The 24,287-nt window shown below is 76.8% G+C and carries 24 protein-coding genes; 12 read left to right on the top strand and 12 right to left on the bottom strand.

The features are described from left to right. Nucleotides 1-50 precede the first annotated feature (50 nt). Nucleotides 51-1,310: a DNA polymerase IV gene (gene dinB, locus ACI783_RS01615; protein ID WP_457138822.1), complete on the bottom strand. Its 1,260-nt coding sequence runs from the start codon at nt 1,308-1,310 to the stop codon at nt 51-53. Between the two features lie 216 nt (nt 1,311-1,526). On the opposite strand from dinB, the gene ACI783_RS01620 reads away from it, so the two are divergent. The 3 genes from ACI783_RS01620 (at nt 1,527) to ACI783_RS01630 (ending at nt 4,100) form a co-directional block, all read left to right on the top strand. After that, complete coding sequence (locus tag ACI783_RS01620; protein ID WP_457138823.1) at nt 1,527-1,778, top strand: BatC protein; 252 nt, start codon at nt 1,527-1,529, stop codon at nt 1,776-1,778. A 92-nt stretch (nt 1,779-1,870) separates the two neighbouring features. Continuing rightward, on the top strand, nt 1,871-3,145 hold the full coding sequence (locus tag ACI783_RS01625) for a cupin domain-containing protein (protein ID WP_457138824.1): 1,275 nt from the start codon (nt 1,871-1,873) through the stop codon (nt 3,143-3,145). After that, complete coding sequence (locus tag ACI783_RS01630; RefSeq protein WP_457138825.1) at nt 3,126-4,100, top strand: sucrase ferredoxin; 975 nt, start codon at nt 3,126-3,128, stop codon at nt 4,098-4,100. Before ACI783_RS01625 ends, ACI783_RS01630 begins: the two co-directional genes overlap by 20 nt. Nucleotides 4,101-4,109: 9 nt before the next feature. Here ACI783_RS01630 and ACI783_RS01635 read toward each other — a convergent pair whose 3' ends face one another. Continuing rightward, the gene (locus ACI783_RS01635; RefSeq protein WP_457138826.1) at nt 4,110-5,282 is read right to left on the bottom strand and encodes an alkaline phosphatase family protein; all 1,173 of its coding nucleotides are present in this window, start codon (nt 5,280-5,282) and stop codon (nt 4,110-4,112) included. A 14-nt stretch (nt 5,283-5,296) separates the two neighbouring features. Next, complete coding sequence (locus ACI783_RS01640) at nt 5,297-6,052, bottom strand: methyltransferase domain-containing protein (RefSeq protein ID WP_457138827.1); 756 nt, start codon at nt 6,050-6,052, stop codon at nt 5,297-5,299. 168 nt (nt 6,053-6,220) lie between these two features. On the opposite strand from ACI783_RS01640, the gene ACI783_RS01645 reads away from it, so the two are divergent. Beyond that, on the top strand, nt 6,221-6,427 hold the full coding sequence (locus ACI783_RS01645) for a hypothetical protein (protein WP_457138828.1): 207 nt from the start codon (nt 6,221-6,223) through the stop codon (nt 6,425-6,427). Nucleotides 6,428-6,506: 79 nt separating this feature from the next. On the opposite strand, the gene ACI783_RS01650 is transcribed toward ACI783_RS01645, so the two are convergent. The 3 genes from ACI783_RS01650 to ACI783_RS01660 are packed head-to-tail and all read right to left on the bottom strand — an operon-like array spanning nt 6,507 to nt 11,103. Continuing rightward, entirely contained in the window at nt 6,507-10,268 is a 3,762-nt protein-coding gene (locus tag ACI783_RS01650; protein ID WP_457138829.1) for a DNA polymerase III subunit alpha, read from the bottom strand. Then, a complete protein-coding gene (locus tag ACI783_RS01655; protein ID WP_457138830.1) occupies nt 10,265-10,780 on the bottom strand; it encodes an SAV_6107 family HEPN domain-containing protein in 516 nt (171 codons plus the stop codon). The genes ACI783_RS01650 and ACI783_RS01655 overlap by 4 nt, the downstream gene beginning before the upstream one ends. Next, the gene (locus tag ACI783_RS01660) at nt 10,780-11,103 is read right to left on the bottom strand and encodes a DUF6504 family protein (protein ID WP_457138831.1); all 324 of its coding nucleotides are present in this window, start codon (nt 11,101-11,103) and stop codon (nt 10,780-10,782) included. Before ACI783_RS01660 ends, ACI783_RS01655 begins: the two co-directional genes overlap by 1 nt. A 286-nt stretch (nt 11,104-11,389) precedes the next feature. On the opposite strand from ACI783_RS01660, the gene ACI783_RS01665 reads away from it, so the two are divergent. The 7 genes from ACI783_RS01665 (at nt 11,390) to ACI783_RS01695 (ending at nt 17,416) form a co-directional block, all read left to right on the top strand. After that, nucleotides 11,390-11,911, top strand: a complete 522-nt coding sequence (locus ACI783_RS01665) for a YbaK/EbsC family protein (RefSeq protein WP_457138832.1) — start codon at nt 11,390-11,392, stop codon at nt 11,909-11,911. Then, on the top strand, nt 11,908-12,489 hold the full coding sequence (locus ACI783_RS01670; protein WP_457138833.1) for a GNAT family N-acetyltransferase: 582 nt from the start codon (nt 11,908-11,910) through the stop codon (nt 12,487-12,489). The genes ACI783_RS01665 and ACI783_RS01670 overlap by 4 nt, the downstream gene beginning before the upstream one ends. 32 nt (nt 12,490-12,521) lie before the next feature. Next, on the top strand, nt 12,522-14,120 hold the full coding sequence (locus tag ACI783_RS01675; protein ID WP_457138918.1) for a phytoene desaturase family protein: 1,599 nt from the start codon (nt 12,522-12,524) through the stop codon (nt 14,118-14,120). Then, a complete protein-coding gene (locus ACI783_RS01680) occupies nt 14,117-14,920 on the top strand; it encodes a carotenoid biosynthesis protein (protein WP_457138834.1) in 804 nt (267 codons plus the stop codon). The genes ACI783_RS01675 and ACI783_RS01680 overlap by 4 nt, the downstream gene beginning before the upstream one ends. Beyond that, nucleotides 14,917-16,050 carry a glycosyltransferase gene (locus tag ACI783_RS01685; RefSeq protein WP_457138835.1) on the top strand — a complete coding sequence of 378 codons (1,134 nt, stop codon included), beginning with the start codon at nt 14,917-14,919 and terminating at the stop codon, nt 16,048-16,050. Before ACI783_RS01680 ends, ACI783_RS01685 begins: the two co-directional genes overlap by 4 nt. Before the next feature lie 117 nt (nt 16,051-16,167). Next, nucleotides 16,168-16,728: a peroxiredoxin family protein gene (locus ACI783_RS01690; protein ID WP_457138919.1), complete on the top strand. Its 561-nt coding sequence runs from the start codon at nt 16,168-16,170 to the stop codon at nt 16,726-16,728. Between the two features lie 31 nt (nt 16,729-16,759). Next, a complete protein-coding gene (locus ACI783_RS01695) occupies nt 16,760-17,416 on the top strand; it encodes a flavin reductase family protein (RefSeq protein ID WP_457138836.1) in 657 nt (218 codons plus the stop codon). A gap of 46 nt (nt 17,417-17,462) precedes the next feature. On the opposite strand, the gene ACI783_RS01700 is transcribed toward ACI783_RS01695, so the two are convergent. From ACI783_RS01700 to ACI783_RS01710, 3 genes are all read right to left on the bottom strand, one after another. Then, the gene (locus ACI783_RS01700) at nt 17,463-18,440 is read right to left on the bottom strand and encodes a carbohydrate kinase family protein (protein WP_457138837.1); all 978 of its coding nucleotides are present in this window, start codon (nt 18,438-18,440) and stop codon (nt 17,463-17,465) included. Between the two features lie 109 nt (nt 18,441-18,549). After that, on the bottom strand, nt 18,550-19,662 hold the full coding sequence (locus ACI783_RS01705) for a serpin family protein (RefSeq protein ID WP_457138838.1): 1,113 nt from the start codon (nt 19,660-19,662) through the stop codon (nt 18,550-18,552). A 31-nt stretch (nt 19,663-19,693) separates the two neighbouring features. Continuing rightward, entirely contained in the window at nt 19,694-20,365 is a 672-nt protein-coding gene (locus ACI783_RS01710; protein WP_457138839.1) for a CDP-alcohol phosphatidyltransferase family protein, read from the bottom strand. Between the two features lie 56 nt (nt 20,366-20,421). Here ACI783_RS01710 and ACI783_RS01715 point away from each other — a divergent pair, with 56 nt between their 5' ends. Further along, the gene (locus ACI783_RS01715) at nt 20,422-21,234 is read left to right on the top strand and encodes a lipase family alpha/beta hydrolase (protein ID WP_457138840.1); all 813 of its coding nucleotides are present in this window, start codon (nt 20,422-20,424) and stop codon (nt 21,232-21,234) included. A gap of 135 nt (nt 21,235-21,369) precedes the next feature. On the opposite strand, the gene ACI783_RS01720 is transcribed toward ACI783_RS01715, so the two are convergent. The 3 genes from ACI783_RS01720 to ACI783_RS01730 are packed head-to-tail and all read right to left on the bottom strand — an operon-like array spanning nt 21,370 to nt 24,214. Further along, nucleotides 21,370-22,179, bottom strand: coding sequence for an ABC transporter permease (locus ACI783_RS01720; protein ID WP_457138841.1), 810 nt, complete (start codon nt 22,177-22,179; stop codon nt 21,370-21,372). After that, on the bottom strand, nt 22,176-23,111 hold the full coding sequence (locus ACI783_RS01725) for an ABC transporter ATP-binding protein (protein ID WP_457138842.1): 936 nt from the start codon (nt 23,109-23,111) through the stop codon (nt 22,176-22,178). Before ACI783_RS01725 ends, ACI783_RS01720 begins: the two co-directional genes overlap by 4 nt. Beyond that, the gene (locus tag ACI783_RS01730; RefSeq protein WP_457138843.1) at nt 23,108-24,214 is read right to left on the bottom strand and encodes a transcriptional regulator; all 1,107 of its coding nucleotides are present in this window, start codon (nt 24,212-24,214) and stop codon (nt 23,108-23,110) included. The genes ACI783_RS01725 and ACI783_RS01730 overlap by 4 nt, the downstream gene beginning before the upstream one ends. Nucleotides 24,215-24,287: the final 73 nt, after the last annotated feature.

Genomic DNA, 24,287 nt, shown 5'->3' on the forward strand with positions numbered 1-24,287 from the left:
ACACACCCGGGAGGGCGGTGATCTGCCTCCCGCAGCGCACTCCCGGCAGGTCAGCGGGGCGCTCCGGGCGGCTGCCGCGCTCCCGTCCCCGGCGCTGCCCGGCGCGCCACCGGGTGCTCGCCGGGCACGCGCGTGCGGCCGAGCAGGGTCGCCGGGCGGACGGCGCCGGCGCCGAACCTCCGGGCGGCCCGGTCGGCGGCCAGCTCGGCGTCCCGCCGGCCGTGCTCGCGGGCGCCGAGCTCCAGCTGGCGGGCGGTGGCGTCGGCCTCCACCAGCCCCTCGGCCCGCACGCCCACCAGCCGGATCCGGGCCCGGTCCAGCCCGAGGGCGTCGAAGAGCGTGCGCGCGGTGTCGTACAGCTCCTGGCCCACGTCGGTGGGGACCTTCAGGGTGCGGGAGCGGGTGATCGTGGTGAAGTCGGCGAAGCGCACCTTGAGGGTGACCGTGCGGGCCAGGGAGCCGGTGGAGCGCAGCCGCCCCGCCGTCCGCTCGGCCAGGTGCAGCAGCTCCCGGTGCACCACCGCGGGGTCGTCGACGTCGGTGCCGAAGGTCTCCTCGGCCCCGGTGGACCGGTCCGGCTCGTCGGGCACCACCCGGCGGGGGTCCCGACCCCAGGCCAGCTCGTGCAGGTGCGCCCCGGCGGCAGAGCCGACCGCGCGCTGCAGGGTGCGCGCCGGCACGTGCGCCAGGTCGCCCACCGTCTTCAGCCCCAGCCGCAGCAGCACCTCCTCGGTCTTGGCGCCAACGCCCCACAGCGCCCCGACCGGGAGCGGGTGCAGGAACTCCATGACCTCGGCCGGGCGGACCACCAGCAGCCCGTCGGGCTTGGACCGGGTGGAGGCGAGCTTGGCGACGAACTTGCTGCCGGCCACCCCCACCGAGCAGGTGATGCCCTGCTCGTCGTAGACCCGGGCCCGGATGTGCTCCCCGATCGCCACCGGGTCGCCCAGCCGCCGACCGGCACCGGAGACGTCCAGGAACGCCTCGTCCAGGCTCAGCGGTTCGACCAGCGGGGTGATGGACCGGAACAGCGCCATCACCGAGCGGGAGACCTCGGCGTAGAGCGCCAGGTCGCCGGGCAGCACGGTGGCGGTCGGGCACAGCCGCAGCGCCCGGGACGTCGGCATCGCGCTGTGCACCCCGTAGGCCCGCGCCTCGTAGGTGGCCGAGGTGACCACGCCGCGGTTGCCGGCGCCGCCGACGATCACCGGGGTGCCGGCCAGCTCGGGGTGCCGGCGCACCTCGACGCTGGCGAAGAATGCGTCCATGTCGACGTGCAGCACCGTGCAGCCGGCAGCCCGATCGGACACTCCGCGACACCCCTCACCACCCCGCGCCCCCGCGCACACCCGGTACCCGTTCGACGGCCGCCTTCCCCACGGTCGTCGAACAGGTGTTCGACGTCGACGAGCGTAACCGGTCGCCGTCCGGCGGGCCCGCCGCTCGGAGGTGTGGCGAGTCGATCATCGCGGTAGAACAGCCCCGGGCCCGCCGACCGGCGGCCCGACTCGACGATCGGAGGAGCCATGGCGCTCGACGACGAGGACATGACCAGCACCGAGGGCCCGGCCGACTCCGGTGCCGGTGAGGGCACGCCCGGCCAGCACGACGGCGGCGCCGACGGCGGTGCGGACGGCGGCGCGGGTGCCGACGGCGGTGCGGACGGCGGCGCGGGTGCCGATGGTGGTGCGGACGGCGGCGCCGACGGCGGTGCCGACGGTGGTGCCGACGGTGGTGCGGACGGCGGTGCCGATGGCGGCGCGGACGGCTCGGCCTGACCGTGCCCGACCCTGATCTGCAGGACCGGGCACCGTCCTCCGCTCCGGAGGACGGTGCCCGCTCCGCGGCGGGAGGTGCTGACCGCCCCGCGTTGCGCCGGTGCATCGCGGTCGACCCCGAGGAGTTCGCCACCGGGCACTGGTCGCGCCGCCCGCTGCTGTCCACCGCCGCCGAGCTCGGCGGCACCTTCACCGACCTGCTCAGCCTCGAGACGGTCGACGAGCTGCTGAGCACCCGCGGCCTGCGCACCCCGTTCCTGCGGATCGCCAAGGACGGCGCGGTCGTCGACCCCAAGCGGTTCACCAGCCCGCAGGGCGCCGGCGCCGAGGTGGCCGACCAGGTCTCCTCCGACGCGGTGCTGCGGCTGTTCGCCGACGGGTCCACCGTCGTGCTGCAGGGCCTGCACCGCCTCTGGCCGCCGCTGATCGCCTTCGCCGGCCAGCTGGCCGCCGACCTCGGCCACCCCACCCAGGTCAACGCCTACGTCACCCCGCCGTCCTCGCGCGGGTTCTCCCCGCACTACGACGTGCACGACGTCTTCGTGCTGCAGGCCGCCGGGGAGAAGCACTGGACCATCCACGAGCCGGTGCTCCCCGATCCGCTGCGCACCCACCCCTGGACCGACCGGGCCGCCGAGGTGGCCGCCGCGGCCGAGCGCCCGCCGGTCATCGACGCCGTGCTGCGCCCCGGCGACGCCCTCTACCTGCCGCGGGGTTACATCCACTCCGCGGTCGCACTCGGTGCGATCAGCGCCCACCTGACGGTCGGGATCCACCCGGTGACCCGCTGGGGCGCGGTCGAGTCGGCGCTGGACCTGGTGCGCACCCTCGCCGCCGACGACCCCGCGCTGCGCGGTTCGCTGCCGCTCGGCGTCGACCTCGCCGACCCCGACGCCACCGCCGACGACGTCGCCGCGGTGCTCAGCGGGCTGCAGCGCTGGATCGGCGAGGTCGACCCGGCCGCGGTCGCCGACTCCCTGCGCTCCCGCGCCTGGGCGCAGGTGCGCCCCGCGCCGGTCTCGCCGCTGGCCCAGTCCACCGCGCTCGCCGCGCTCGACGCCGACACGGTGCTCCGGGTGCGGCCCCTGCTGCGGGCCCAGCTGCGCGAGCCGGTGGGCGACCGGGTGGCGCTGGTGGCCGGCCGGCGCACCCACGACCTGCCGGCGGCCACCCGCCCCGCGCTGGCCGCGCTGCTGGCCGCCGGGGAGCTGAAGGTCGGCGACCTGCCCGACCTGGACGCCGCCGACCAGCTCACCCTGGCCCGCCGGCTGGTGACCGAGTCGATCGCGGTCGTCCCCGACGCCCGGGCCGGGGCGCCCGCGCGCACCGGCGGGCACGATGGGGGCCATGGCGCCGTCGGTGGGTGAGCAGCCCCCCACTCCCCGGCATCCCGTGCCCCGACCGGCCGGCCGGCTCGACGACGCCCGCTGCTCGGTGCAGGCGCTGCTGCGCGGCGACGCCCCGACGGCGACCGCGCCGCCGGCCCGGCGCTGGCTGCTGGTGGAGCAGCCCGGGCCCTGGGGCCGCGACGCGCTGCTGGAGTCCCGGTTCGACCGGGCGGTGGCCCCGCGGCTGGCGGCGCGGGCTCGGGAGGCCGGCGTCCGGGTGCAGCTGGTGCGCCGGCCCGGCGGCCGGCTGGCCGACACCGGCCGCCGGTGGGCACTGGCCGACACCACCCCCGGGGTGGAGACGGTGCGCTGGGCGACCCGGGAGTCCGACGCCGAGCTGCTGGAGGCGCCCTGGGACGGCTCGGTCGGCGAGCCGACCGACGTCCCCACCTACCTGGTGTGCACGCACGGCTCCCACGACGCGTGCTGCGCCGTCCGGGGCCGGCCGCTCACCTCGGGTCTGACTGCCGCGGGGGCGGCGGAGGTCTGGGAGACCAGCCACCTCGGTGGCGACCGGTTCGCCGCGAACGTGCTGGTGCTGCCCACCGGGCACGTCTACGGGCAGGTGCCCGGCGACGGCGCGGAGCTGGTGGCCGCCCACGCCCGCGGCGAGGTGGCGCTGCCGTGGCTGCGCGGCCGGTCGGGCTGGGCGCCGCCGGTGCAGGCCGCCCAGCAGCACGCCCGGGTCGAGCTCGGCCTGCTCGGGGTCGGCGACCTGCCGCTGGTGCGCCTGACGCAGCTGCCCTCCCCGGGCGAGGGGGTGGAGCGCTGGGCGGTGACGCTGGGCGCCCCGGACGGCCAGGTGCTGGTGACGATCGAGAGCCGCCGGTCCGAGGCCGCCGCGCTGACCACCTGCGCCGCGGCGCGGCCGGTGCACTGGCGCACCTGGCACCCGCTGTCGCTGCGGGTGTCCGCACCGGCCGACCCCGCCTGACCGCGCGGTTCAGCGCAGCGCGCGCCCGCGGGCGGCCAGCAGCGGGATCGCCAGCTCCGCCGAGGTGAGCGAGCCGTGGTAGGCGGCCAGCAGGGCGGCGTGCGGGGGCTCGGTCGCCCCGGCGGGGAACGCCCAGGTGCCCCGCGCGAGGACGACGACGTCGCCGATCCGCTCGGCGACCGCCGGGTCGACCGGCCCGAACACGCCGGCGGCGACGGCCTCCTCCCGGCCGGCCACCCAGGCGCGCTCGCCGAGCACCTCCCGCCAGGTGGCCAGCACGTCGTCGGCGGCGCCGGGCTCGGTGTGCACGTAGCGGGCCCGCGGCTCACCGGTGAGCAGCCGGATGCCCTCGGTCAGCGCCGGCTCCTCGGTGACGTCCAGCCGGGTGTCGCCGGGGACGTCGACCATGCCGTGGTCGGCGGTGACCAGCAGGACGGCGTCGTCGGGCAGGCCGGCGGCCAGCTGCTCCACCACCGCGTCGACGACGCCGAGCTGGGCCCGCCAGCTGGGCGAGTCGACCCCGCGGACGTGCCCGGTGAGGTCGAGCTCGGCGGTGTAGGCGTAGACGAGGCTGGGCTCACCGGCGGCGAGCGCGCCGTGCACCAGCGCCACCAGGTCGCCGGGGCTGTACGCGGGCGCGTACTCCGCTCCCCGGTAGGCCGCCCGGGTGAGCCCGGAGCCGGCGAAGGAGTGCGGGCCGACGGCCGTGCAGCGGACCCCGGCAGCACTGGCCTGCTCGAAGACGGTGGGCCGGGACTGCCACTGCCGCGGGTCCGGGTCGTCCTTCCACTGCACGTGGTTGAGCGTGCGGCCGGCGCCGGGCACCTCGGTGACGAAGCCCAGCACCCCGTGGCTGCCCGGTGGCAGGCCGGTGCCCAGCGTGGTGAGGCTGACCGGGGTGGTGCTCGGGCAGGGCGCGGAGAGCACCCCGGCGGGGGTGCCCAGCGCGTTGAGCACCGGCGCGGTGTCCGGGTGGGCGGCGACCAGCTCGGCCCCGAGCCCGTCGACGAGCAGGACGACGACCCGGCGGGCGCCGTCGAGGGCCTCGGTGAGCCGCAGCGGGTCGCCGGGCAGGTCCCCGCGCTGCACCGGGACACCCAGCGCGGTCGCCACGCTGGGCAGGACGTCGGCGAGGGTGGCGCTGCCGTAGGCCGGGACGGCGAACTCGTCCGGGAGTCGCATCGGCTCGGCGGTGGTCAGGCGCCGGCGGGCCGGGTGGCGAGCACGTGCAGGCCGGTGGCGACGTCGCGGTAGGGGGAGGCGCCGGAGAGCGCGAGCTCGAGGGCGCGGACCGCGTCGGGGGAAGCTCCGGAGGACGCCTCCAGCAGGTCGGCGACGACGGAGACCCCGCGCCACTCCCCCGGCTGCAGGCCGGCGCCGGTGACGAGGGCGAGCAGCTGCTCGGGGTCGAAGCGCCGCCGTGCCGGGCCGCCGCGGGCCGGGGCGGGGTCGCGGTCGGCGAGCAGCTCGCGGGCCTCGACCGGGTGCCCGCCGACGGCGCGGGCGAGCACCGCGCCGGCCCGGTTGGCCGCGGCGAGGGACAGGGTGCCGCCGGGCCCGAGCACCGCGGCGATCTGGCCGAGGGTGCTGGCCGGGTCGTCGACCACCTCGAGCACGAAGTGGCACAGGGCCAGGTCGAAGCCGGGGGCCTGCGGGTCGTCCGCGGTGACCGGGGGCATCCGGTCGGCGTCGCCCTGCAGGCCGCGCACCCGCTCGCCGACGCCGGCCGTGTCGGCCCGCCGGTGCAGGGTGGCCAGGGCGTCGGCGCTGGGGTCGACGACGGTGACGGTGTGCCCCAGCTGGGCGAGCGGCACGGCGAACATGCCGCTGCCCCCACCGACGTCGAGGACCTGCAGCGGGCGGCCGGCGGTGACGACCGGGTCCAGTGCCGCCCAGACGGCCGCCGTCCGGGCGGGGGCCTGGGTGGGCGCGGCGGAGGAGGTGGGCGGCACGTGCGGAGCCTAGTGCGGGTCGGGCGGGCGCACAGCACGGTGGGACGGACCCGCCTCACCGCCCGCCGGTCACGGACCGGTGGGGCGGGGGTGACTGTTGGGGCAGGCGTCACCTCCGGTTCGCGCGCCTGCCGGGCACACGGCGACGTCCTTCCCTACCGTCCCGCCATGCCGAGCTACCGACTGATGGACGGGTACGGGCACCCGACCGACACGTTCACCGCGGACTGCGACGAGGACGCCCGGGTCTTCGCGATGTCCCGGGCGGAGGACTACCCCCGACCCGAGCCCCGTTTCGGTGGCCGCCGCGACTTCCAGGTGCACCGCCAGGACGGCGAGCGCTGGCGCCTGCTGCTGGCCTGGGCGCCCGCCTGATGAAGGACCCCGTCCTCCCGGCCCCGCCGCAGGGGCCCGCTGCGAGCCTGCGAGCAGTGGGGGGCGGCGGGGTCCTTCATCAGTGCCCCGAGCTGCCGGGGCTGGAGTGCCACAGCTTCCGCGGTGGTGCTGCCGCTGCCCGGCGGGCGGCGGTCGCGGCGTCGTCGCCGGCCGGCCTGATGTCGGCGTAGGGCGACATCCGGAACCCGGTCGGGTGCACGAGCACCGGCCGCACCACCACCGGCCGCGAGCCGTGCGAGGCCGCCGCCCCGGCGATCGCCTGCTCGGTGTACTCCCCCGGTGCCGCCATCAGCTCCGCCACCGCGGCCGGCCCGCCGGTCTCCCAGGCCTCGTGCAGCGCGGGGAGCTCCCAGGCACCGGTCGCGCGCAGCGACACCCCGCGCGGGCCGGTGCGCCGCAGCACCCCGCGGACCACCAGCAGCCAGGAGTGGAAGACCGTGCCGGCGTAGGGGCCCTGGGCGTCCTCGAAGAAGGTCGAGTCCGCGCAGCCGGTGCCGTCGTCGAGGGTCACGAACACCACCCGCCGGCCGGACCGGATCGGCGGTGTCTGGGTGGCCACCTTCACCCCGGCCACCAGCACCTCCGACCCGCTCCGGCACCCCAGCAGGTCCTCGGCGGGGACCGCACCGAGCGCGGTGAGGAACGGCCGGTAGAAGTCGACGACGTGCCGGCTGGCGTCCAGCCCCAGCACCTCCAGCTCGGCGCGCACCCGCTCGGCGTCGGTGAACTCCGGCAGCCCGGAGGGGACGAACTCCGGCGGCCCGCCGTCCCCGCCGGCACCCTCTCCCTCGGGCTCCCCGCCGATGTCCTCCAGCCCGAACAGGTCCAGCCCGAGCTGGCCGGTACTGCCGGCCTTCCGGCCGCTGCGGCTCCACCGGTCCAGCTCGCCGATCTGCAGCAGCAGGTCGCGGCGGGTCAGCTGCTGGCGCCGGCGGGCGGGCCGGCCGCCCTCGCTGTCGCGCACCCCGAAGCCGTAGACCGAGTCGAAGCCCCCGGCGAGGACCAGCCGCTCCACCACCGGCCGGGACACGTTCGCCCGGGTCCAGAAGTCGGCCAGCGAGCGGTACGGCTGCCCGGTGACGATCCGGCCCACCTCGTCGTCGTCGATGCCCTTGACGTCGGCCAGCGACAGCCGGATGCCGTACCGCGCGGGGGCGGGCATCGACGCGGGCATCCACTCCGGCCGCTGCCACCCCGACGCCCCGGCGCCGCTCTCGTCGTCCCGGTCGCCGTCCACGCGCTCCACCCGGTAGGCCCCGGTGGAGGCGTTGACGTCCAGGCCGAGCACGCGCACCCCGAAGTTGCGGGCGTCGTCGAGGATCAGCCGCTTGGGGTACATCCCCGGGTCGTGGGTGAGCACCCCGGCCAGGAACGCCGCGGTGTGGTGGGTCTTCAGCCAGGCCGACTGGTAGGTGGGCAGCGCGAACGCCGCGGCGTGCGCCTTGCAGAACCCGAAGGAGCCGAAGGCCACCAGCACCTCCCACACCTGCTCGACCACCGCGACGGGGAAGCCCTCGGCCAGCGCGCGCGGGGCGAACCAGGCCTTCACCTCCGGGTGGGCGTCGCGCTCCCCCAGGGCCCGGCGCACCTCGTCGGCCTCGGCCAGCGAGCAGCCGGTCATCCCCGCGACGACCATCAGCACCTGCTCGTGGAAGACCACCACCCCGGCGGTCTGCTCCAGCGCCGGCTTGAGCGCGGGGTGCAGGTACTCCGGGTCGCGCCAGCCGTTCCGGGCCAGCAGGAACGGGGTGACCATGTCGCTCTTGACCGGGCCGGGCCGGAACAGCGAGATGTCGACGATGAGGTCCTCGAAGGTGGCGGGTGCGAACTTGCCGACCAGCTCGCGCTGCCCGGGGGACTCGATCTGGAACATCCCCAGCGTCCGGGTGCTGCGGATCAGCTCGAAGGTGGCCGGGTCGTCGCGCGGAACGGCGTCGATGTCGACCTGCTGCCCGTCGACCCGGGCCACCTCGTCCATCGCGTGGGCGATCGCCGACTGCATCCGGATGCCCAGCAGGTCCAGCTTGAGCAGCCCGAGCTCCTCGACGTCGTCCTTGTCGAACTGGCTCATCGGGTAGCCCAGGTAGCTGCTCTCCACCGGGGTGCGGTCCAGCAGCGTGGCGTCGGACAGCAGCACCCCGCACGGGTGCAGGGCGATGTGCCGGGGCAGCCCGTCGAGCCGGGCGACCAGGTCGAAGAGCAGGTCGAGGTCACCGGAGCCGCCCGACCGCTGGGAGCCCAGCCGGCTGGCCCGCAGCTCTGGCAGGTCGCGCAGCGCCGCGTGCACCTGGTCGGCCCGGATGTGCGGGAACGCCTTGGCCACCGCGTCGATCTCGGCCGGGGGCAGCCCGAGGGCTGCCCCGACGTCGCGGATGGCGTGCCGCACCCGGTAGGTGTCCATCATCGAGATGCAGCTGACCCGGTCGGCGCCGAAGCGCTCGATCACCGCGTCGTAGACCTCCATCCGCCGGGCGGACTCCACGTCGATGTCGATGTCCGGGAGCTGGTGGCGCAGCGGGGAGAGGAAGCGCTCCATCAGCAGGCCGTAGCGGATCGGGTCGACGTCGGAGATGCCCAGCAGGTAGGTGACCAGGCTGCCCGCGCCCGAGCCCCGGGCCGCCGCCCGCACCCGCAGGCCCTTGATCAGGGCGACCACGTCGGCGACGGTGAGGAAGTAGGAGGGGTAGCCGAGGGAGTCGATCACCGCCAGCTCGTCGGCCAGCCGCTCGCGCACCGCAGCGGTGGGGGTCATCGCCCGCCGGCCGAAGCCCGCCTCGCAGCGGGCCCGCAGCACCTGAGAGGGGCCCATCCCCCGCTCGGCGGCGGTGGTGACCACGTCGAGCTCGGGGTAGCGGACGCTGCCGATGCCCAGGTCTGCGCGGACGTCCACGGCGCACTGCTCGGCGACCCGGGCCGTGGTCTCCAGCAGCCGCAGCGCCGCATCGCGGTCGGCCCCGGCCAGCTCGGCGGCGAGCTCGGCCATCTCCTTGCCCGACTTCAGGTAGCCCTCGGCGGTCCGCCGGTCGACGTGCCGCTGCCCCAGCGGCACCAGCCGGCGGGCAGCGTCGAGGACGTCGGCGGTGGGGGCGTCGAGCGCGTCGACGTAGCGCACCGCGTTGGTGAGCACCGCGGGCACGCCGGTCTCGGCGGCCAGCCGCAGCATCGCCTGGGCGCGCGCCCGGTCGCCCCGGCCGCGGTGGTGCACGACCTCGAGCACCAGCCCGCCGCTCCCCTCCCCGCCGTCGAGGACCGCGCGCCAGGCGGCCAGCCGGGCGCGGGCGAGGTCGGCGTTGCCGGCGGCCAGGGCCCGGCCCACCGACGAGTCGGGTCCGAGCACCGCCAGCAGCCCCGCAGCGTGCTCCCCGGCCAGGGCCAGCGAGCTGACCGGCGCGCCGCGGGTGCCGCCCAGGTGGGTGGCGCTGGTCAGCCGGCACAGCGAGCGCCAGCCGGCGCCGTCGCGGGCCAGGAAGGTGACCCGGGGCAGCCGGGGATCGACGCTGGCTCCGCCGCGGGCCGGCGACCGGCGGCCCGCGGGGTGCTGCGCGCGGTGCAGCTCCGCCGAGCGGATCCGCCCGGCCTCCCCCGGCTCGCCGCCGGCGACCGGGTCGACGGCGAGGTCGACCCCGAACAGCGGCCGGATGCCGGCCGACCGGCAGGCCAGCGCGAACTTGACCGCGCCGTAGAGGCCGTCGCGGTCGGTCAGCGCGAGCGCCCCCATGCCGTGCTCGGCGGCCCGGGCCACCAGGTCGGCCGGGTGGTTGGCGCCGTGGCGCATCGAGTACCCGGAGGCGACGTGCAGGTGGACGAAGGGGTCGCTCACGAGACGGGGCCGGAGCCGGGACGACCCGGGCCGCGCCGGCGCGAGCCGGGGTCGACCGCGCGCAGGTGGGTGGGCGGCGTCGGTGCCGGGCGGCTGATTGTGGTCTCGACGACGGTGAGGAACGTGCCGACGTCCCGGACGAGGTCGTCGGCCTCCCGTTCGGTGACCGCGTGTGACAGCCCCGCCTCGGCGGCGGCGCGCTTGGCCGCGCCGGCGGCGAAGAACGCCGCCCACTCCCCCAGCTCGGGGGCGACCTGACCGATCAGCACCCAGGCGCTGCGCGGGCGGCGCCGCCCGGCCTCGGGCTGGGTGCGGGCGGCCAGCACGGCCGCCGCGGCCCGCAGGGCGGCCAGGTGGGCGGTCGCGTACCGCCAGGCCGCATCGGGGCTGCTGGCGGCCTCGGCCAGCCCGCGATGGGCCTGGCCGAGCAGCTGGGCGGCGGCGGCCGGCAGCGGCGGGAGCAACGGGAGCTGCCCGTCGGCGACGGCCGGGAGGGCCCGAGCGGCGCCCATCAGTCGTGCACCCGGACGAGCAGCCACTGGTTGTCCGCCGGCTCCCAGGACAGGTCGAACACCCCGGCGAAGCTCATCCGGGATCGGCCGGCCCGGACCGCCTCCACCCGCCACACCTGGCGGGTGGCCACCAGCTCCGCCGACGCGCCCCCCTGCCCGGCGCCGGTCTGCCACCAGGGGGAGGTCTCCACCCAGGAGTCGAGCAGCTCCCCCACCACGTAGCGGGTCGAGCCGCGCCAGAACTGCGCCGGCCCCTCGGCTCCCCGCTCGACCTGGACCTCTTCACCGACGCGGCCACCGGCCCCGACGAGCACCCGGCTCATGACAGACTCCCGCCTCTCGCCCCCACCGGCCCCGCACCCGCCCGGCGGGGAAGCGCCCCGGAGGGCGCCGGACAGGGTGTGCGACCAGTGTTCGAACAGATGTTCGAACACCGATGAGTAGACCGGACCCGTCGAGGGGCGTCAAGCCGGAGCGGGCGTGTCCCGTCCGTGTCGTTACAGCGGCCGAACCCGAGTGGCGCACCCGATCCACCGGCCTACGCGGGCAGCCACCGCCGGCTGATCACCGATGGCGCACGTCCCGGCCGGCGGTGGGAGGATCGCCGACATGACCGCAGCGGAGGAGACCCCGCACCACCCCCGGGTCGCCGAGGTCGTGCGAGTGCTGCGCGCCGCCGGCGCCCCGGGCGAGGTCCGCCTGCTGCCCGACAGCGCCCGAACGGCCGCGGCCGCCGCCGCCGCGCTCGACGTCCCGGTCGGCGCGATCGCCAACAGCCTCGTGTTCGAGGCCGGTGGGCACCCGGTGCTGGTGCTGACCAGCGGGGCGCACCGGGTCGACGAGGCGCTGGTGGCCGAACTGCTCGGCGTGCCGTCGCTCGCCCGGGCCACCCCGGCGTTCGTCCGCGAGCACACCGGCCAGGCCATCGGCGGGGTCGCCCCGGTCGGGCACCCGGCGCCGATCGGCACCCTGGTCGACGTCGAGCTCGCCCGGCACCCCACGGTGTGGGCCGCGGCCGGCCACCCGCACGCCGTCTTCCCCACCACCTACGACGAGCTGCTGCAGCTCACCGCCGGCACGGCCGCCGAGGTCGGCCCCGGGCCCGCGGTCCCCCAGGAGGACCTCCGATGACCGGCACCACCCCCGCCACCCGGGTCACCGAGCTCCCGGCCGGCTGGCTGCGCGAGCACATGCACGAGGCGCTGGCCGTCTACGGCGCGGCGATGGGCTACGGCGAGTCCGTCGTCGCCGGCCGCTACGGCTACGCCGTCCAGCACACCGAGCGCCCGGGGTTCCGCGCCGTCGGCGCGTTCGCCGAGGGCGCCGACGGCGCCGAGCGGCTGGTCGGCTTCGGCTACGGCTACCTGGTCGCGCCGGGCCAGTGGTGGCACGACCAGGTGCGCAACGCGCTGGACCGGCGCACCGCCAAGCAGTGGCTGCCCGGCGCCTTCGAGGTGTGCGAGCTGCACGTGCTGCCCGAACACCAGAGCCGGGGCATCGGCCGCCAGCTGCTGCACGCACTGGTGGCCGACCTGCCCCACCCGGCTGCGCTGCTGAGCACCCCGGACACCGACACCAAGGCCTTCCGGCTGTACCACGCCGACGGCTTCGTCGACCTGGCCCGCGGCTACCACTTCCCCGGCGACTCCCGGCCCTTCGCCATCCTCGGCGCCCGCCTCCCGCTCACCCCGGCCGGCCGGAGGGCCTGATCAGCACCGACAGCGCCGTCGACGCCGTCGTCATCGGCTCGGGGCACAACGGTCTGGTCGCCGCCTGCCACCTGGCCCGCGCCGGCCTCCGCGTGGAGGTGGTGGAGCGCGACGAGGTGCTCGGCGGCGCGGTCTCCACCGTCGAGCGCTGGCCCGGGGTGCGGGTCGACCGCGGGTCCAGCGCGCACGTGATCATCCGGCACAGCGGCGTGGTCGAGGAGTTGGAGCTCGAGCGCTTCGGGCTGCGCTACGTCGACTGCGACCCATGGGGCTTCGCCCCCGCCCCGGTGCCCGGCGACCCGGGTCCCGACGGCCGCCCGCTGGTGTTCTCCGTCGACCTGGACGCCACCTGCGCCTCGATCGCGGCGGCCTGCGGGGACGCCGACGCCGACGCCTACCGCCGGTTCGTCGAGGTCTGGGGCCCGCGCAGCGCAGCCGTCGTGAAGGCGTTCGGCGACCGGCCGGCGATGAGCCGGCTGGTCCGGCACCTGTGGCCGGTCGGCGCACCGCGGCGCGGCCAGCCGCGCACCCCGGGCGCGGAGATCGCCACCGACTTCCTCGGCTCCGGCGACGCGCTGCTGGACCGGTGGTTCACCAGCGAGCGGCTCAAGGCGGCGCTGGCCTGGTTCGGCGCCCAGTCCGGGCCCCCGATGTCCGAGCCGGGCACGGCGGCCATGGTCGCGTGGGTCGCGCTGCTGCACGACGTCCCGCCCGGGCACCCGGTGGGCGGCTCCGGCGGGCTCACCGAGGCGCTGGCCGCACGGCTGGCCGCCGACGGCGGGCGGATCACCCTCGGCGACGGCGCGGCCCGGCTGCTGGCCGACGACGGCCGGGTGACCGGCGTGCAGACCGCGTCCGGTCGGCGGATCCGGGCCGACACCGTCGTCGCCGCCTGCCACGTGCTGGCCACCAAGGCCCTCGCCGGGGACGACGCACCGCCGGCGCTGGCCGCCGCCGAGCCGCCGGTGGGCAACGGCTTCGGCCTGGTCCTGCGCGCGCAGACCGACGCCCTCCCCCGCTACCCCGGCGCGGGCGACGAGGCGCTACAGGGACTGCAGCTGCTGTGCACCGACCGGGCCCAGCTGGCCCGCGCGCACGGCGACTGGCTGGCCGGCGAGCTCCCCCGGGAGCCGGTGCCGCTGGCGATGTCCTTCTCCGCGAGCGACCCGACGCTGGCCCCGCCCGGCCAGCACGTGGTGACCATCTGGGGGCAGTGGTACCCCTACGAGCTCGCCGACGGGTCGGACTGGGAGGAGATCGCCGACCGGGCCGCCCAGCAGCTCATCGCCGCGGTCGACCGGTACGCCCCGGGGTTCGCCGACTCGGTACAGCGGCTGTACGTGCAGACCCCGTTGAAGCTGGAGCAGGAACTGTCCCTGCTCCGTGGCAACGTCATGCACGTGGAGATGGGCCTCGCCAGCATGTTCGGCTTCCGGCCGACCCCCGCGCTCTCCGGGCACCGGGTGCCGGGCCTGGCCGGGCTCTACCTCGCCGGGGCCTCCACCCACCCCGGCGGCGGGGTCTCCGGGAACTCCGGGCGCACCGCCGCCCGGGTGGTGCTCGCCGACCGGCGGCCGGCCGCCCGGCTGCGCACCCTCGCCACGGCTCGCCTGCGGGGTGCGCGGCGGTGACCGGCACGGCCACCCGCACGCCCCCGGCCGCCGACCGGGCGCCGGTGCCCTGGCTGCCCTGGGCGCTGGCGGTCGGCGTGGTCGCCACCGCGATCGCCTACCCGCTCACCGACGGCGACGCCCGGAACGCGGTCAGCTGGACGATCGTGCTGCTCGGCACGGGGGTGTCGATCACCTCGGCCACGGTGAGCCGGGGCTGGCGCACCGGGCTGGGCGTACTGGTCCTCGTCGGCGCCGTCGCGGTGCTGTTCGAGGCGCTCGGGCTGGCCACCGGCTTCCCCTACGGCGAGTACGCCTACAGCGACGTCCTGGGGCCCACCCTGCTCGGGGTGCCGTTCCTGGTGCCGCTGGCCTGGCTGATGATGGCCTGGCCGAGCTGGGTGCTGGCCGCGTGGCTGACCCGCCGGCTCGGCCGTCCCCGGGTCGCCCGGGTGCTGGTGGCCGCCTACGTCTTCGCCGCCTGGGACGTCGTGCTCGACCCGCAGCTGGTGCAGGCCGGCTACTGGCGCTGGGCCCACCCCGAGCCCGGCCTGCCCGGGATCCACACCGTGCCGCTGACCAACCTGGCCGGCTGGCTGCTGGCCGGGCTGGTGCTGATGACCCTGCTGGACCTGCTGGTCACCCGCACCGCGCGGCCCCGCCGCACCGGCGACGCCGCGCCGCTGCTGGTGCTGGCCTGGATGACCCTGGGCGGGGCGCTGGCGCACGCGGGGTGGCTCGGCCTGCCCGGCTCCGCGCTGTGGGGCGTCCTGCTGGCCCTGCCGGTGCTCGCCGCCGTCGCCGTGCAGGCCCGCCGGTGAGCCGGCTCGTCCGGGCCTGCGCCGGCCTCTCGGTGCTCGGCGCCGTGCACGCCGCGGTCAACACCCGGCTGCTGCGCCGCCCGCCGGCGGTCCCCCCGCCGGTCGCCCGCCGGGTCACCGTCGTGCTGCCGGTCCGCGACGAGGCCGACCAGGTCGCCGACTGCCTGGCTGCGGTGCTCGACCAGCGCGGGGTGCCGGAGCTGGCGGTCGTGGTCGTCGACGACGGGTCGACCGACGGCACCGCCGAGCAGGTGCCCGCCGACGACCGGGTCACCGTGCTCCGCGCGACCCCGCCCGCGCCGGGTTGGCTGGGCAAGCCGAACGCCTGCGCGCAGGGCGCGGCGGCCGCCGGCGACGCCGACGTGCTGGTCTTCCTCGACGCCGACGTCCGGCTGATGCCCGACGCGGTCGCGGCCGCGGTGGCGCTGCTGGACGATGCCTGGCTGGACCTGGTCTCCCCCTGGCCCCGGCAGCTGGCCGGCAGCGCCGCCGAGCGGCTGGTGCAACCGCTCCAGCAGTGGCTGTGGGCCACCCTGCTCCCGCTGCGCGCGGCGGAGCGGTCCGGCCGGCCGTCGCTGGCGGCGGCCAACGGGCAGTTCCTGGTGGTCCGACGGGCCGCCTACGACCGGGCCGGTGGGCACGCGGCGGTGCGCGGCGAGGTGATCGAGGACGTCGCGCTGCTGCGCGCGGTGAAGGCCGCCGGTGGCCGCGGCGTCGTCGTCGACGGCTCGACGCTGGCCGCCTGCCGGATGTACCGCGGCTGGCCGGAGGTCCGGGCCGGCTACGCCAAGTCGCTGTGGTCGGCCGTCGGCGGACGGCCGGCGGCCGCCGGAGCCGCCGCCGTCGGGCTGACCGCGGTGTGGCTGGTCCCCCCGCTGGCCGCGCTCACCGGCTCCCGGGCCGGGGCGGTCGGCTACGCCGCCGGGGTGGCCGGCCGGGCCGTCGTGGCCGCCCGCACGGGCAGCCGGGCGTGGCCCGACGCACTGGCGCACCCGCTGTCGATCGCCCTGCTCGACGTGCTGGTCGCCCGGTCGCTGATCGAGCGCCGTCGGGGGACGCTGCAGTGGCGGGGCCGGCCGGTGACCGGCCGCCCGGCCGAGCGCCCAGCGGCGATCGCTCCCCGCCCCTAGCCTAAGCAGATGGACACCAGCGACCTGCTCACCCTGCGCGCCGACGATCGCGCCGCGCTCGTCCTGGTCGGTCTGCGCGGCGACTGGTAGCCCTACTGCTGCGCCCAGGCGGTCCGCCTGGCCCGGTCCTCGTCCCGCTTCTCCGCCGCCGGTGCGGAGGTGGTGCTCGCCTCGGTCGATCCGCCGGAGGTCCAGCTGGCCATGAACCGGACGTGGCACCTGCCGTTCCGGTGGGCCAGCGACCCCGACGGAGAACGGCTGGCCAAGCCGCTGGACGCGTGGGACGCCGACGCGTCGATCTTCCGGCCGCTGGTCGTCGTCCTGGCCCCGGACGGCCGCGAGGTGTTCCGGGAGCTGTCCCGGGACTTCACCGACCGCACCGACGACGAGCCGGTGCTCGCCGCGGTCGAGGCACTGCAGCTGCCGGCGCTGCCCGAGCCTCCGGCCTGGGCCCCGGCCGACGTGGCCCCCCGGCCGTCGGAGCGGGCGTTCCAGCCCCGGTCGTTGATCCCGTACTTCCGGGCGATCCGGTTCAACACGATGGCGCTGAGCCAGCGGATGGTCGACGACCGGGACCGCGACCAGTTGGTCACCGAGCAGCGGATGGCCGAGTCGTTCCTCGCCGCCTTCGACGACTGGCGTGCCGAGCACCCACCGGAGCACCAGGGCCGGAGCTGAGCCGCGAGCGGCCGGGCGCGAGGATGACCGGGTGACCGAGCAGAGCAGTTCCCCGAGGGTGCACTTCGACCCCATCGAGATGGCAGCCGGGGCCTTCTACCGGGTGCTCAACTCCGTCGTGGTCCCCCGGCCGATCGCCTGGGTCTGCACCCGCTTGGCGTCCGGCGTGCACAACCTCGCGCCGCACTCCTTCTACACGGTCGCCAGCGTGCAGCCGCCCGTCGTGCAGTTCACCTCGGTGGGCCGCAAGGACTCGCTGCGCAACGTCGAGGAGACCGGCGAGTTCACCGTCAGCCTGACGCCCGAACCGCTGTTCGAGCAGGTCAACGCCACCGGCACGGACTTCCCGCCGGACACCAGCGAGGCCGAGCAGACCGGCGTGCGGCTCGAGCCCAGCCGGGTGGTCGGCGTGCCCCGGGTGGCGCAGTCGCCGGTGGCGGTGGAGTGCCTGCTGCACGCCACCCTGCGACTGGGCGACAGCACCGTCGTGTTCGGCCGGGTGGTCAACATCGCCGTCGCCGAGGCCGCCGTCGAGGACGGCCGGCCCCGGATCGAGCACCTGCGCCCGCTCTCCCGCCTGGGCGGCGACGAGTGGTCGACGATCGGCGAGGTCCGCTCGATCCGGCGCATCCCCCACCGCGACTGGGTCGCCGACCCCACGATCGGCGAGCGCCTGCGGGGCGACTGACCCACCCCAGGGGGAGAAATGGCCATTTCTGCCCCGGAGAGGGGCGTCAGGCGGGCAGGTGCGGTGCCACCTCGGCGGCGGCGTCGGCGCCGAAGGCGTCGGCGAAGCGGGCCAGGAAGTCCGCCTTGGGCAGCGAGTACTCCTGGGTGCCGATCACCTCGACGGCCGCCGTCGCCACCGCGGAGCCGACCTGCAGGCAGCGCTCCAGGCCCAGCCCCCACTGCCGGGCGGCCACGAAGCCGGCGCGCAGCGCGTCGCCGCCGCCGGTGGGCTCGACCGGCTTGGTCTCCGGGACGGCGATCACCTCGATCGGCTCCTGCCCGTCCTGCTCCACCCGCACCCCGCTGGCCGCCCGGGTGGTGACCCAGGCACCGACCCGGGCGAGCACCTCGGCGTCGTCCCAGCCGGTCTTCTGCAGCAGCAGCGCGTGCTCGTACTCGTTGGTGAACAGCAGCTCCGCGCCGTCGACCAGCTCGCGGATCATCTCGCCGTCGGCCCAGGCCAGCTGCTGGGAGGGGTCGGCGAGGAAGGGGAAGCCCAGCTGCCGGCACTCCTGCGTGTGCTGCACCATCGCGGTCGGGTCGTTGGGGCCGACGACGACCAGGTCGACCCCGCCGATCCGGTCGACCACGGGCGCCAGCTCGATCAGCGAGGCCTCGCTCATCGCGCCGGAGTAGAAGGACGCGATCTGGTTGTTCGCCGCGTCGGTGGTGCAGGTGAACCGGGCGGTGTGCTTGAGCTCGGACCAGTGCACGCTGCCGGTGTCGACCCCGTGCCGGGTCAGCCAGGCGTCGTAGTCGGCGAAGTCCCCACCGACGGCGCCGACCAGCGCCGGCCGCTGGCCGAGCAGCGCCAGGCCGTAGGCCATGTTGGCGCCGGCGCCGCCGCGGTGCTGCACCAGGTCGTCGACGAGGAAGGACAGCGAGACGTTCTGCATCTTCCCCTCGACGAACTGGTCGGCGAACCGGCCGGGGAAGGTCATCAGGTGGTCGGTGGCGATGGATCCGGTCACGACGACGGGCATGGCGCAACTGCTTCCTGCTGGACGGCGGGGCACGACCCGCGGCGTCCGCGGTGCCCGGCCAGCGTAGGAGCCCGGGGCCGGCCCCGCCCGGCGCCCTCCCCCGGCCGGGTCAGCGCGAGGGGTCCCGGACCAGGGCGAGGAACAACGGCGTCCGGGTGGCGGTGTCGGTGAGCAGCAGCAGGAACGGCCGGTCGAGGACCACCTCGGGCAGCGGCGCCCGGAACGAGGCGGCGACGACGGTGACGCCCGTGGCCGCGGCGGCCACGGTGCCGTCCTGGTCCACGTCCAGCACCGTCTTCTGCACGACCCGGTCGATCCGCGCGTCCGCCCCCAGCTCGGGCACCTGCACGGGCAGGCCCTGCTCGACCAGCGGATCGAGCAGGTCGTGGGTCTGGTCGATCCGCAGGCGGGGCAGCCGGACGTCGACGCGCTGGGGAGCTGCCTCGGCCACCGCGGCGAGCACCCGCTCGTCGAGGGTGGCCGGGTCGGTGTCCTCGGGTGGGAGCAGCGCGACCGCGGTCAGCGTGCCGTCGCGGTAGGGCAGCTCGACCGACTGCCAGCCGGCGACGGCGCGGGCGGTACCCGAGGCGCCGGACATCATGGGCACCTCGACCGTCCCGGACGGCGCGGCGAACGGCGCCGGGGCGGTGCGGGTGAACCGACTGGCCCAGCGGGCCCGCAGGTGCACCGCGTTGGTGAGCGCGAGCACGGTGTCCCGGTCCAGCGGCTGGTCGAACAGGCTGCGGATGAGGCCTCCGGTGTCCTCGGCGACCGCGACGTTGATCCGCTCGGTCGCGCCGGCGGGGTCGGCCTGGAAGTCGAGCCTGCCCAGCTCGGCGGCGAAGGCGCTGCGCGCCGCGGTGACGTGGGCCGGGTCGACGCGGTACCCGGTGGCGGCCCACAGCCGGTTGCTCACCCGCAGCGTGTCCCGGCTCTCCGCCGCGTCGCCGCGGTCGGCACGCAGCGCGTCGAGCGCGGCGGTGTGCTCGGCGAGGGCAGCGGCCAGCTGCGGAGACCACGGTGGCAGCCGCAGCAGGGCACCGAGCCGTGCCGCCCGGTCGGCGGTGAGCCCCGGGTACAGCAGGCCCAGCGCCTGGGCGGCGGACGCCGGGGACAGCAGCACGTTCTCGTCGCGGCGGCGGGCCGCCACCGTGCGCAGCAGGTCCAGCCCGAAGGAGGTCTGGGCAGCGGCGACGTCGGGGACGTCGGTCGTCGTGGGCATGCGCGCAGTGAGTCGCATCTGCCCGGCCTGGTCAAGGCCCCGCGGGCTCCTCCCCCAGCGCCCGGCGCAGCTGGACGCCGAGCTGCCCGGTGCCCACGAGGCCGAGCACGCACCCGACCCCGGTGCCGATGCCGACCACCACGGCCGGGGAGACCAGCGCCGACACGACCCCGGCGCCGCCGAGGGTCATCCCGGCCATCGCCACCCGGGTGGGCCGCTCCCACACCGAGATGGCCCCGGTCTCGCTGACCCCGGCCTGCCCGGCGCGGGCGCGCAGGTAGTCCGGCAGCCAGCACAGCGCCCCGAAGGCCACGGCCAGCCAGCCCGGCGCCCCGGCGACCCACAGCGCCAGCGCGTAGGCGACCTCGGTGAGCCGGTCGACGACGGAGTCCAGCACGAAACCCCGCCGCGAGGCGCGCCCACCGGCGATCGCCAGCGCACCGTCGAGGGAGTCCAGCAGCCCGGACAGGCCGACCAGCAGCCCGGCCGCGATCAGCCAGAGCCCGCCGGCGGCCGCCGCCGGCACCGCCGCCCCCGCCACGATCAGCCCCAGCGCGGTCGCCGCCAGCGGCGAGACCAGGGCCAGCGGCACGGCCAGCGTGTAGGCCAGGGAGAGCCAGCCACGCACCAGCCGGCTGGCCGCCGGGTCGGTGCCGCCGTGCCAGCGGGACCACGCGATGAGGTACTCCTCGCGGCTCAGCACCCGTGCAGTCCACCACGATGCGGGCACCGGGCGCTGGCGGCAGGGAGAGTGGTGCCGTGCTCGCCGGTCTCGCTCCCGCCCGCCGTCGTCTGCTGCTGGTCCTCCTGGTGTTCGTGCTGGTGGCGGCGGCGGTCGCGGTCGCCGTCCCGCTGCTGACCGGGGACGACGACACCGGCCCGGTGGGCACGGCCGACCCGGAGCGCCCCGGCCCGGTGCTGCTGGTGCCCGGCTACGGCGGGTCGACGGAGTCGCTGCGGCCGCTGGCCGAGCGGCTCACCGCCGAGGGGCGCGACGCGACCGTCGTCGAGGTGCCCGACGGCGGCACCGGCGATCTGCGGGCCTCGGCCGACGCGCTCGGGGACGCCGTGGACGCGGCACTGGCCCGCACCGGCGCGGAGAGCGTCGACGTCGTCGGCTACTCCGCCGGTGGGGTGATCGCCCGGGTGTGGGCCGCCGACGGGGGCGCCGCGCAGGCCCGGCGGGTGGTCACCCTCGGCTCGCCGCACCACGGCACCACGGTCGCGGACCTGGCGCGCAGCTTCGTGCCGGACGAGTGCGGGGTGGGCTGCCGGCAGCTGACCACCGACAGCGACCTGCTCGCCGGGCTCAACGCCACGGACGAGACGCCGGCCGGCCCGAGCTGGGTGTCGATCTGGACCACCGTGGACCAGACGGTCACCCCGCCGGCGTCGGCCCAGCTGGCCGGTGCGCTGGAGCTGCCGGTGCAGTCGGTCTGCGCGGACTCGCAGGTCTCGCACGGTCAGCTGCCGACCGATCCGCTGGTGCAGGCGATGGTGGTGGCCCAGCTGCAGCCGGGCGACCCGGTGGAGCTGGGACCCGACGACTGCGCGACGCTCGCCGCCGGCTGAGACGTCGTCGGCGGCCGCCAGCGTCGACGATCATGAGGACATCGCCTGCGGACACGCCGACGAGCGGTGTGTCGATGACAAGCGCTCCATGATCACCTGGCGCGGCGGGGTGGGCCGGCGAACAACCCCACCCGCTCAGCTGGTGATGTCCTTGGTGGTGAAGTTCGCCCACGCCGCGGCCAGCAGCACGCCGACGTAGACCCCCTGCAGCGCCAGGCCGCGCACGATGTCGCGCCAGAACACCGGGTCGCGGAACAGGTCGACGAAGGCCAGCCAGTACCGCGTGGGCAGGTAGGGCGCGAAGGACGACGCGGCGTCCAGGGTGAGCAGCAGCGAGGAGGCGATCAGCACCGCCAGCGCCCCCAGCATCGCCGCGGGCGGGGAGTCGGTGAGCGTGGAGAAGAACAGCGCGAACGCCGCGACCCCGAGCATCGACACGGTCACGTAGCCGATGGCCAGCAGGGTGCGGCCGACGAGCTCCTGCGTGGTCAGCGGCGTCCCCGACAGCGCCGTCCCGCCGATCGGCTGGACGTCGAACAGCAGCTGCCCGACCACGTAGCCGACCACCGCGACCACCAGCACGGTGACGAAGACGAAGGCGATCAGCGCGACCAGCTTGGCCACCAGCAACCGGGTGCGCCCCGCCGGGCGGGCCAGCAGGTAGCGCAGCGTGCCGGCCTGCGCCTCCCCGGCCACCGACTCCCCCGCGATGAGCGCCACCGCGATCGGCAGGAACAGCGGCAGCACGATCGCCAGCGCGGCCAGCGGGTACAGGGTGCCGTTGGTCAGCACCGCGGAGAGGAACGCCGGCCCCTCCCCTGGCCGCGGCGCCAGGTCGGTGACCGCCAGCAGCACGGCCACCAGCACCGGCAGTGCGTTGAGCAGGGCGATCGTCACCCAGGTCCGCGGCCGGCGGAACAGCTTGCGCAGCTCGACGCCGATCACCGCCGACTCCGCTCCCCCGGCGCGTCGCCCCGGTCGGCGCTGGTGCTGGCCGCGGCGAGCACCACCTCCTCCAGGGTCGGCCGCTGCAGCGCCAGCCCGGTGACCGGCACCCCGGCGGCCACCAGCGCGGCGTTGACCTCGGCCGGGTCCGCGCCGCGCACGACGGCGCGAGAGCCATCGGCGGAGAGCACCCGGCCGTCCAGCGCCGCGCGCACCCGCTGCGGATCGGGGGTCTCCACGACCGTGGCACCGGTGGGCGCGGTCAGGGCGGCCAGCTCGTCCTGCAGCACCAGCCGCCCGCGGTCGAGCACCCCGACCCGGGTGGCCAGCTGCTCGACCTCGGCCAGCAGGTGGCTGGAGAGGAACACCGTGGTGCCCTCGCGGTTCAGCTCCAGCAGCAGCTCGCGGATCTCCGAGATGCCCTGCGGGTCCAGGCCGTTGGTGGGCTCGTCGAGCACCAGCAGCTCCGGACGGCGCAGCAGGGCACCGGCCAGGCCCAGCCGCTGGCGCATGCCCAGCGAGTAGTCGCGCACCGGCCGGCGGCCCACCCCCGCCAGGCCCACCTGCTCCAGCACCGTGTCGATCCGCGCCCGCCGGGTGCGCCGGGACCCGCCGGGGCCGGCGGCGTCCAGCAGCGACAGGTTCGCCCGACCGGAGAGGTGGCCGTAGTGCGCCGGGCCCTCGATCAGCGACCCCACCCGGGGCAGCACCTCCCGGGCCCGCCGCGGCATCGGCCGGTCCAGCAGCCGCACCTGACCCTCGGTGGGCAGCACCAGGCCCAGCAGCATCCGCACCGTCGTCGTCTTCCCCGAGCCGTTGGCGCCGAGGAAGCCGTAGACGTCCCCGGCGCGCACGTCGAGGTCGATGCCGTCCACGGCGCGCAGCCGGCCGTACCGCTTGACCAGCCCTGCGGTGGCGATCACCGTGCTCACCGGTCGACGCCGGTCAGCTCGGCGGCGGCCAGCGCGAGCGCGTCGCCGTCGACCGTGCCGGTCAGCAGCAGCGGCCCGTTCCGTCCGTCGACCAGCATCAGCCCCAGCGGCCCGGCCGCCAACCGCACCCCGAGCTCGTCCACGACAGCGTCCGGCGCGCGCCGCAGGGCACCCCGCAGCCCCCCGGCCGCCTCCTCCGGCAGCGGCGCGACGACCAGCACGGTGACCCCGCGGCCGTAGGCGGCGATCGACTCCGGCACCCCCGGCACGGCGCGCCGGTCCAGGCCGGCGAGTACGGCGGGCAGGACGACGTCGCGGCGGGCGCCGGCCCGGGCGGCGTCCAGCAGCTGCTGGTCCGGGCCGGCGCGCAGATCGTGCGCCGGCACCGCGGTGAACCGGGTGACCGAGGCCGGGGGCGTGCTGACGTCGACGTCGAGGAACGCGGTGTCCAGCGCGGGGCCGGCGCCGGTGTCCCCGACGACGAGCACCCGCAGCGGGAGGCCGCTGCCGGCGTCGACCCACACGTCGACCCGGGCCACCGAGGACGCCGCGTCCGACGGGACCAGGCGCAGGCCCAGGGCGTCGCGCCCGGCGATCCGCGCGGCCGGCAACCGGGACAGCTCGTCGTCCTCGGCCTCGGACAGCAGCCGGCGGCCCAGCGCGGTGGGCAGCAGGTCCGGTGCCGTGGGGAGCGCGAGCGGACTGCCGGCCGCGGACCGGGTGACCCGCGCCTCCTCGTACTCCCACGTCCAGCGACCGGCGGGGCTCAGGTGCACGCCGGTCTCCCCGGTGGGGGTGACCACGTCCACCCGCCAGTCCAGCGGGCCGCGGTACCAGGTGCGCATCGACGTCCGGTCGCTGAGCAGGTCGGCGACCGGGGTGAGCTGCTGGCCGACCGGCAGCGCCAGGCCACCGGCCGCCTGGGCGTAGCCGGAGTACGGGACGTCGGCCGAGGCGAGCGCCTGCGCCCGGAGGTCCGGCGCGGAGACGGCGGAGTCGGTGGCCGGCCACGCGGCGACCAGCGCCGGCAGGCTGACCAGCACCGCGACGCCGGCGGCCACGGCTGCCCAGCGGGCGGCTGCCCCGGTCCGCCGTCGCGCCACGCCGAAGACGGTACGTCGGTTGCGCGTGGCCTGCCGGAGCCGGTGATCATGCGGCCGGCCCGTCCCGGCCCTA

The organism is Modestobacter sp. SYSU DS0511 (assembly GCF_054050755.1).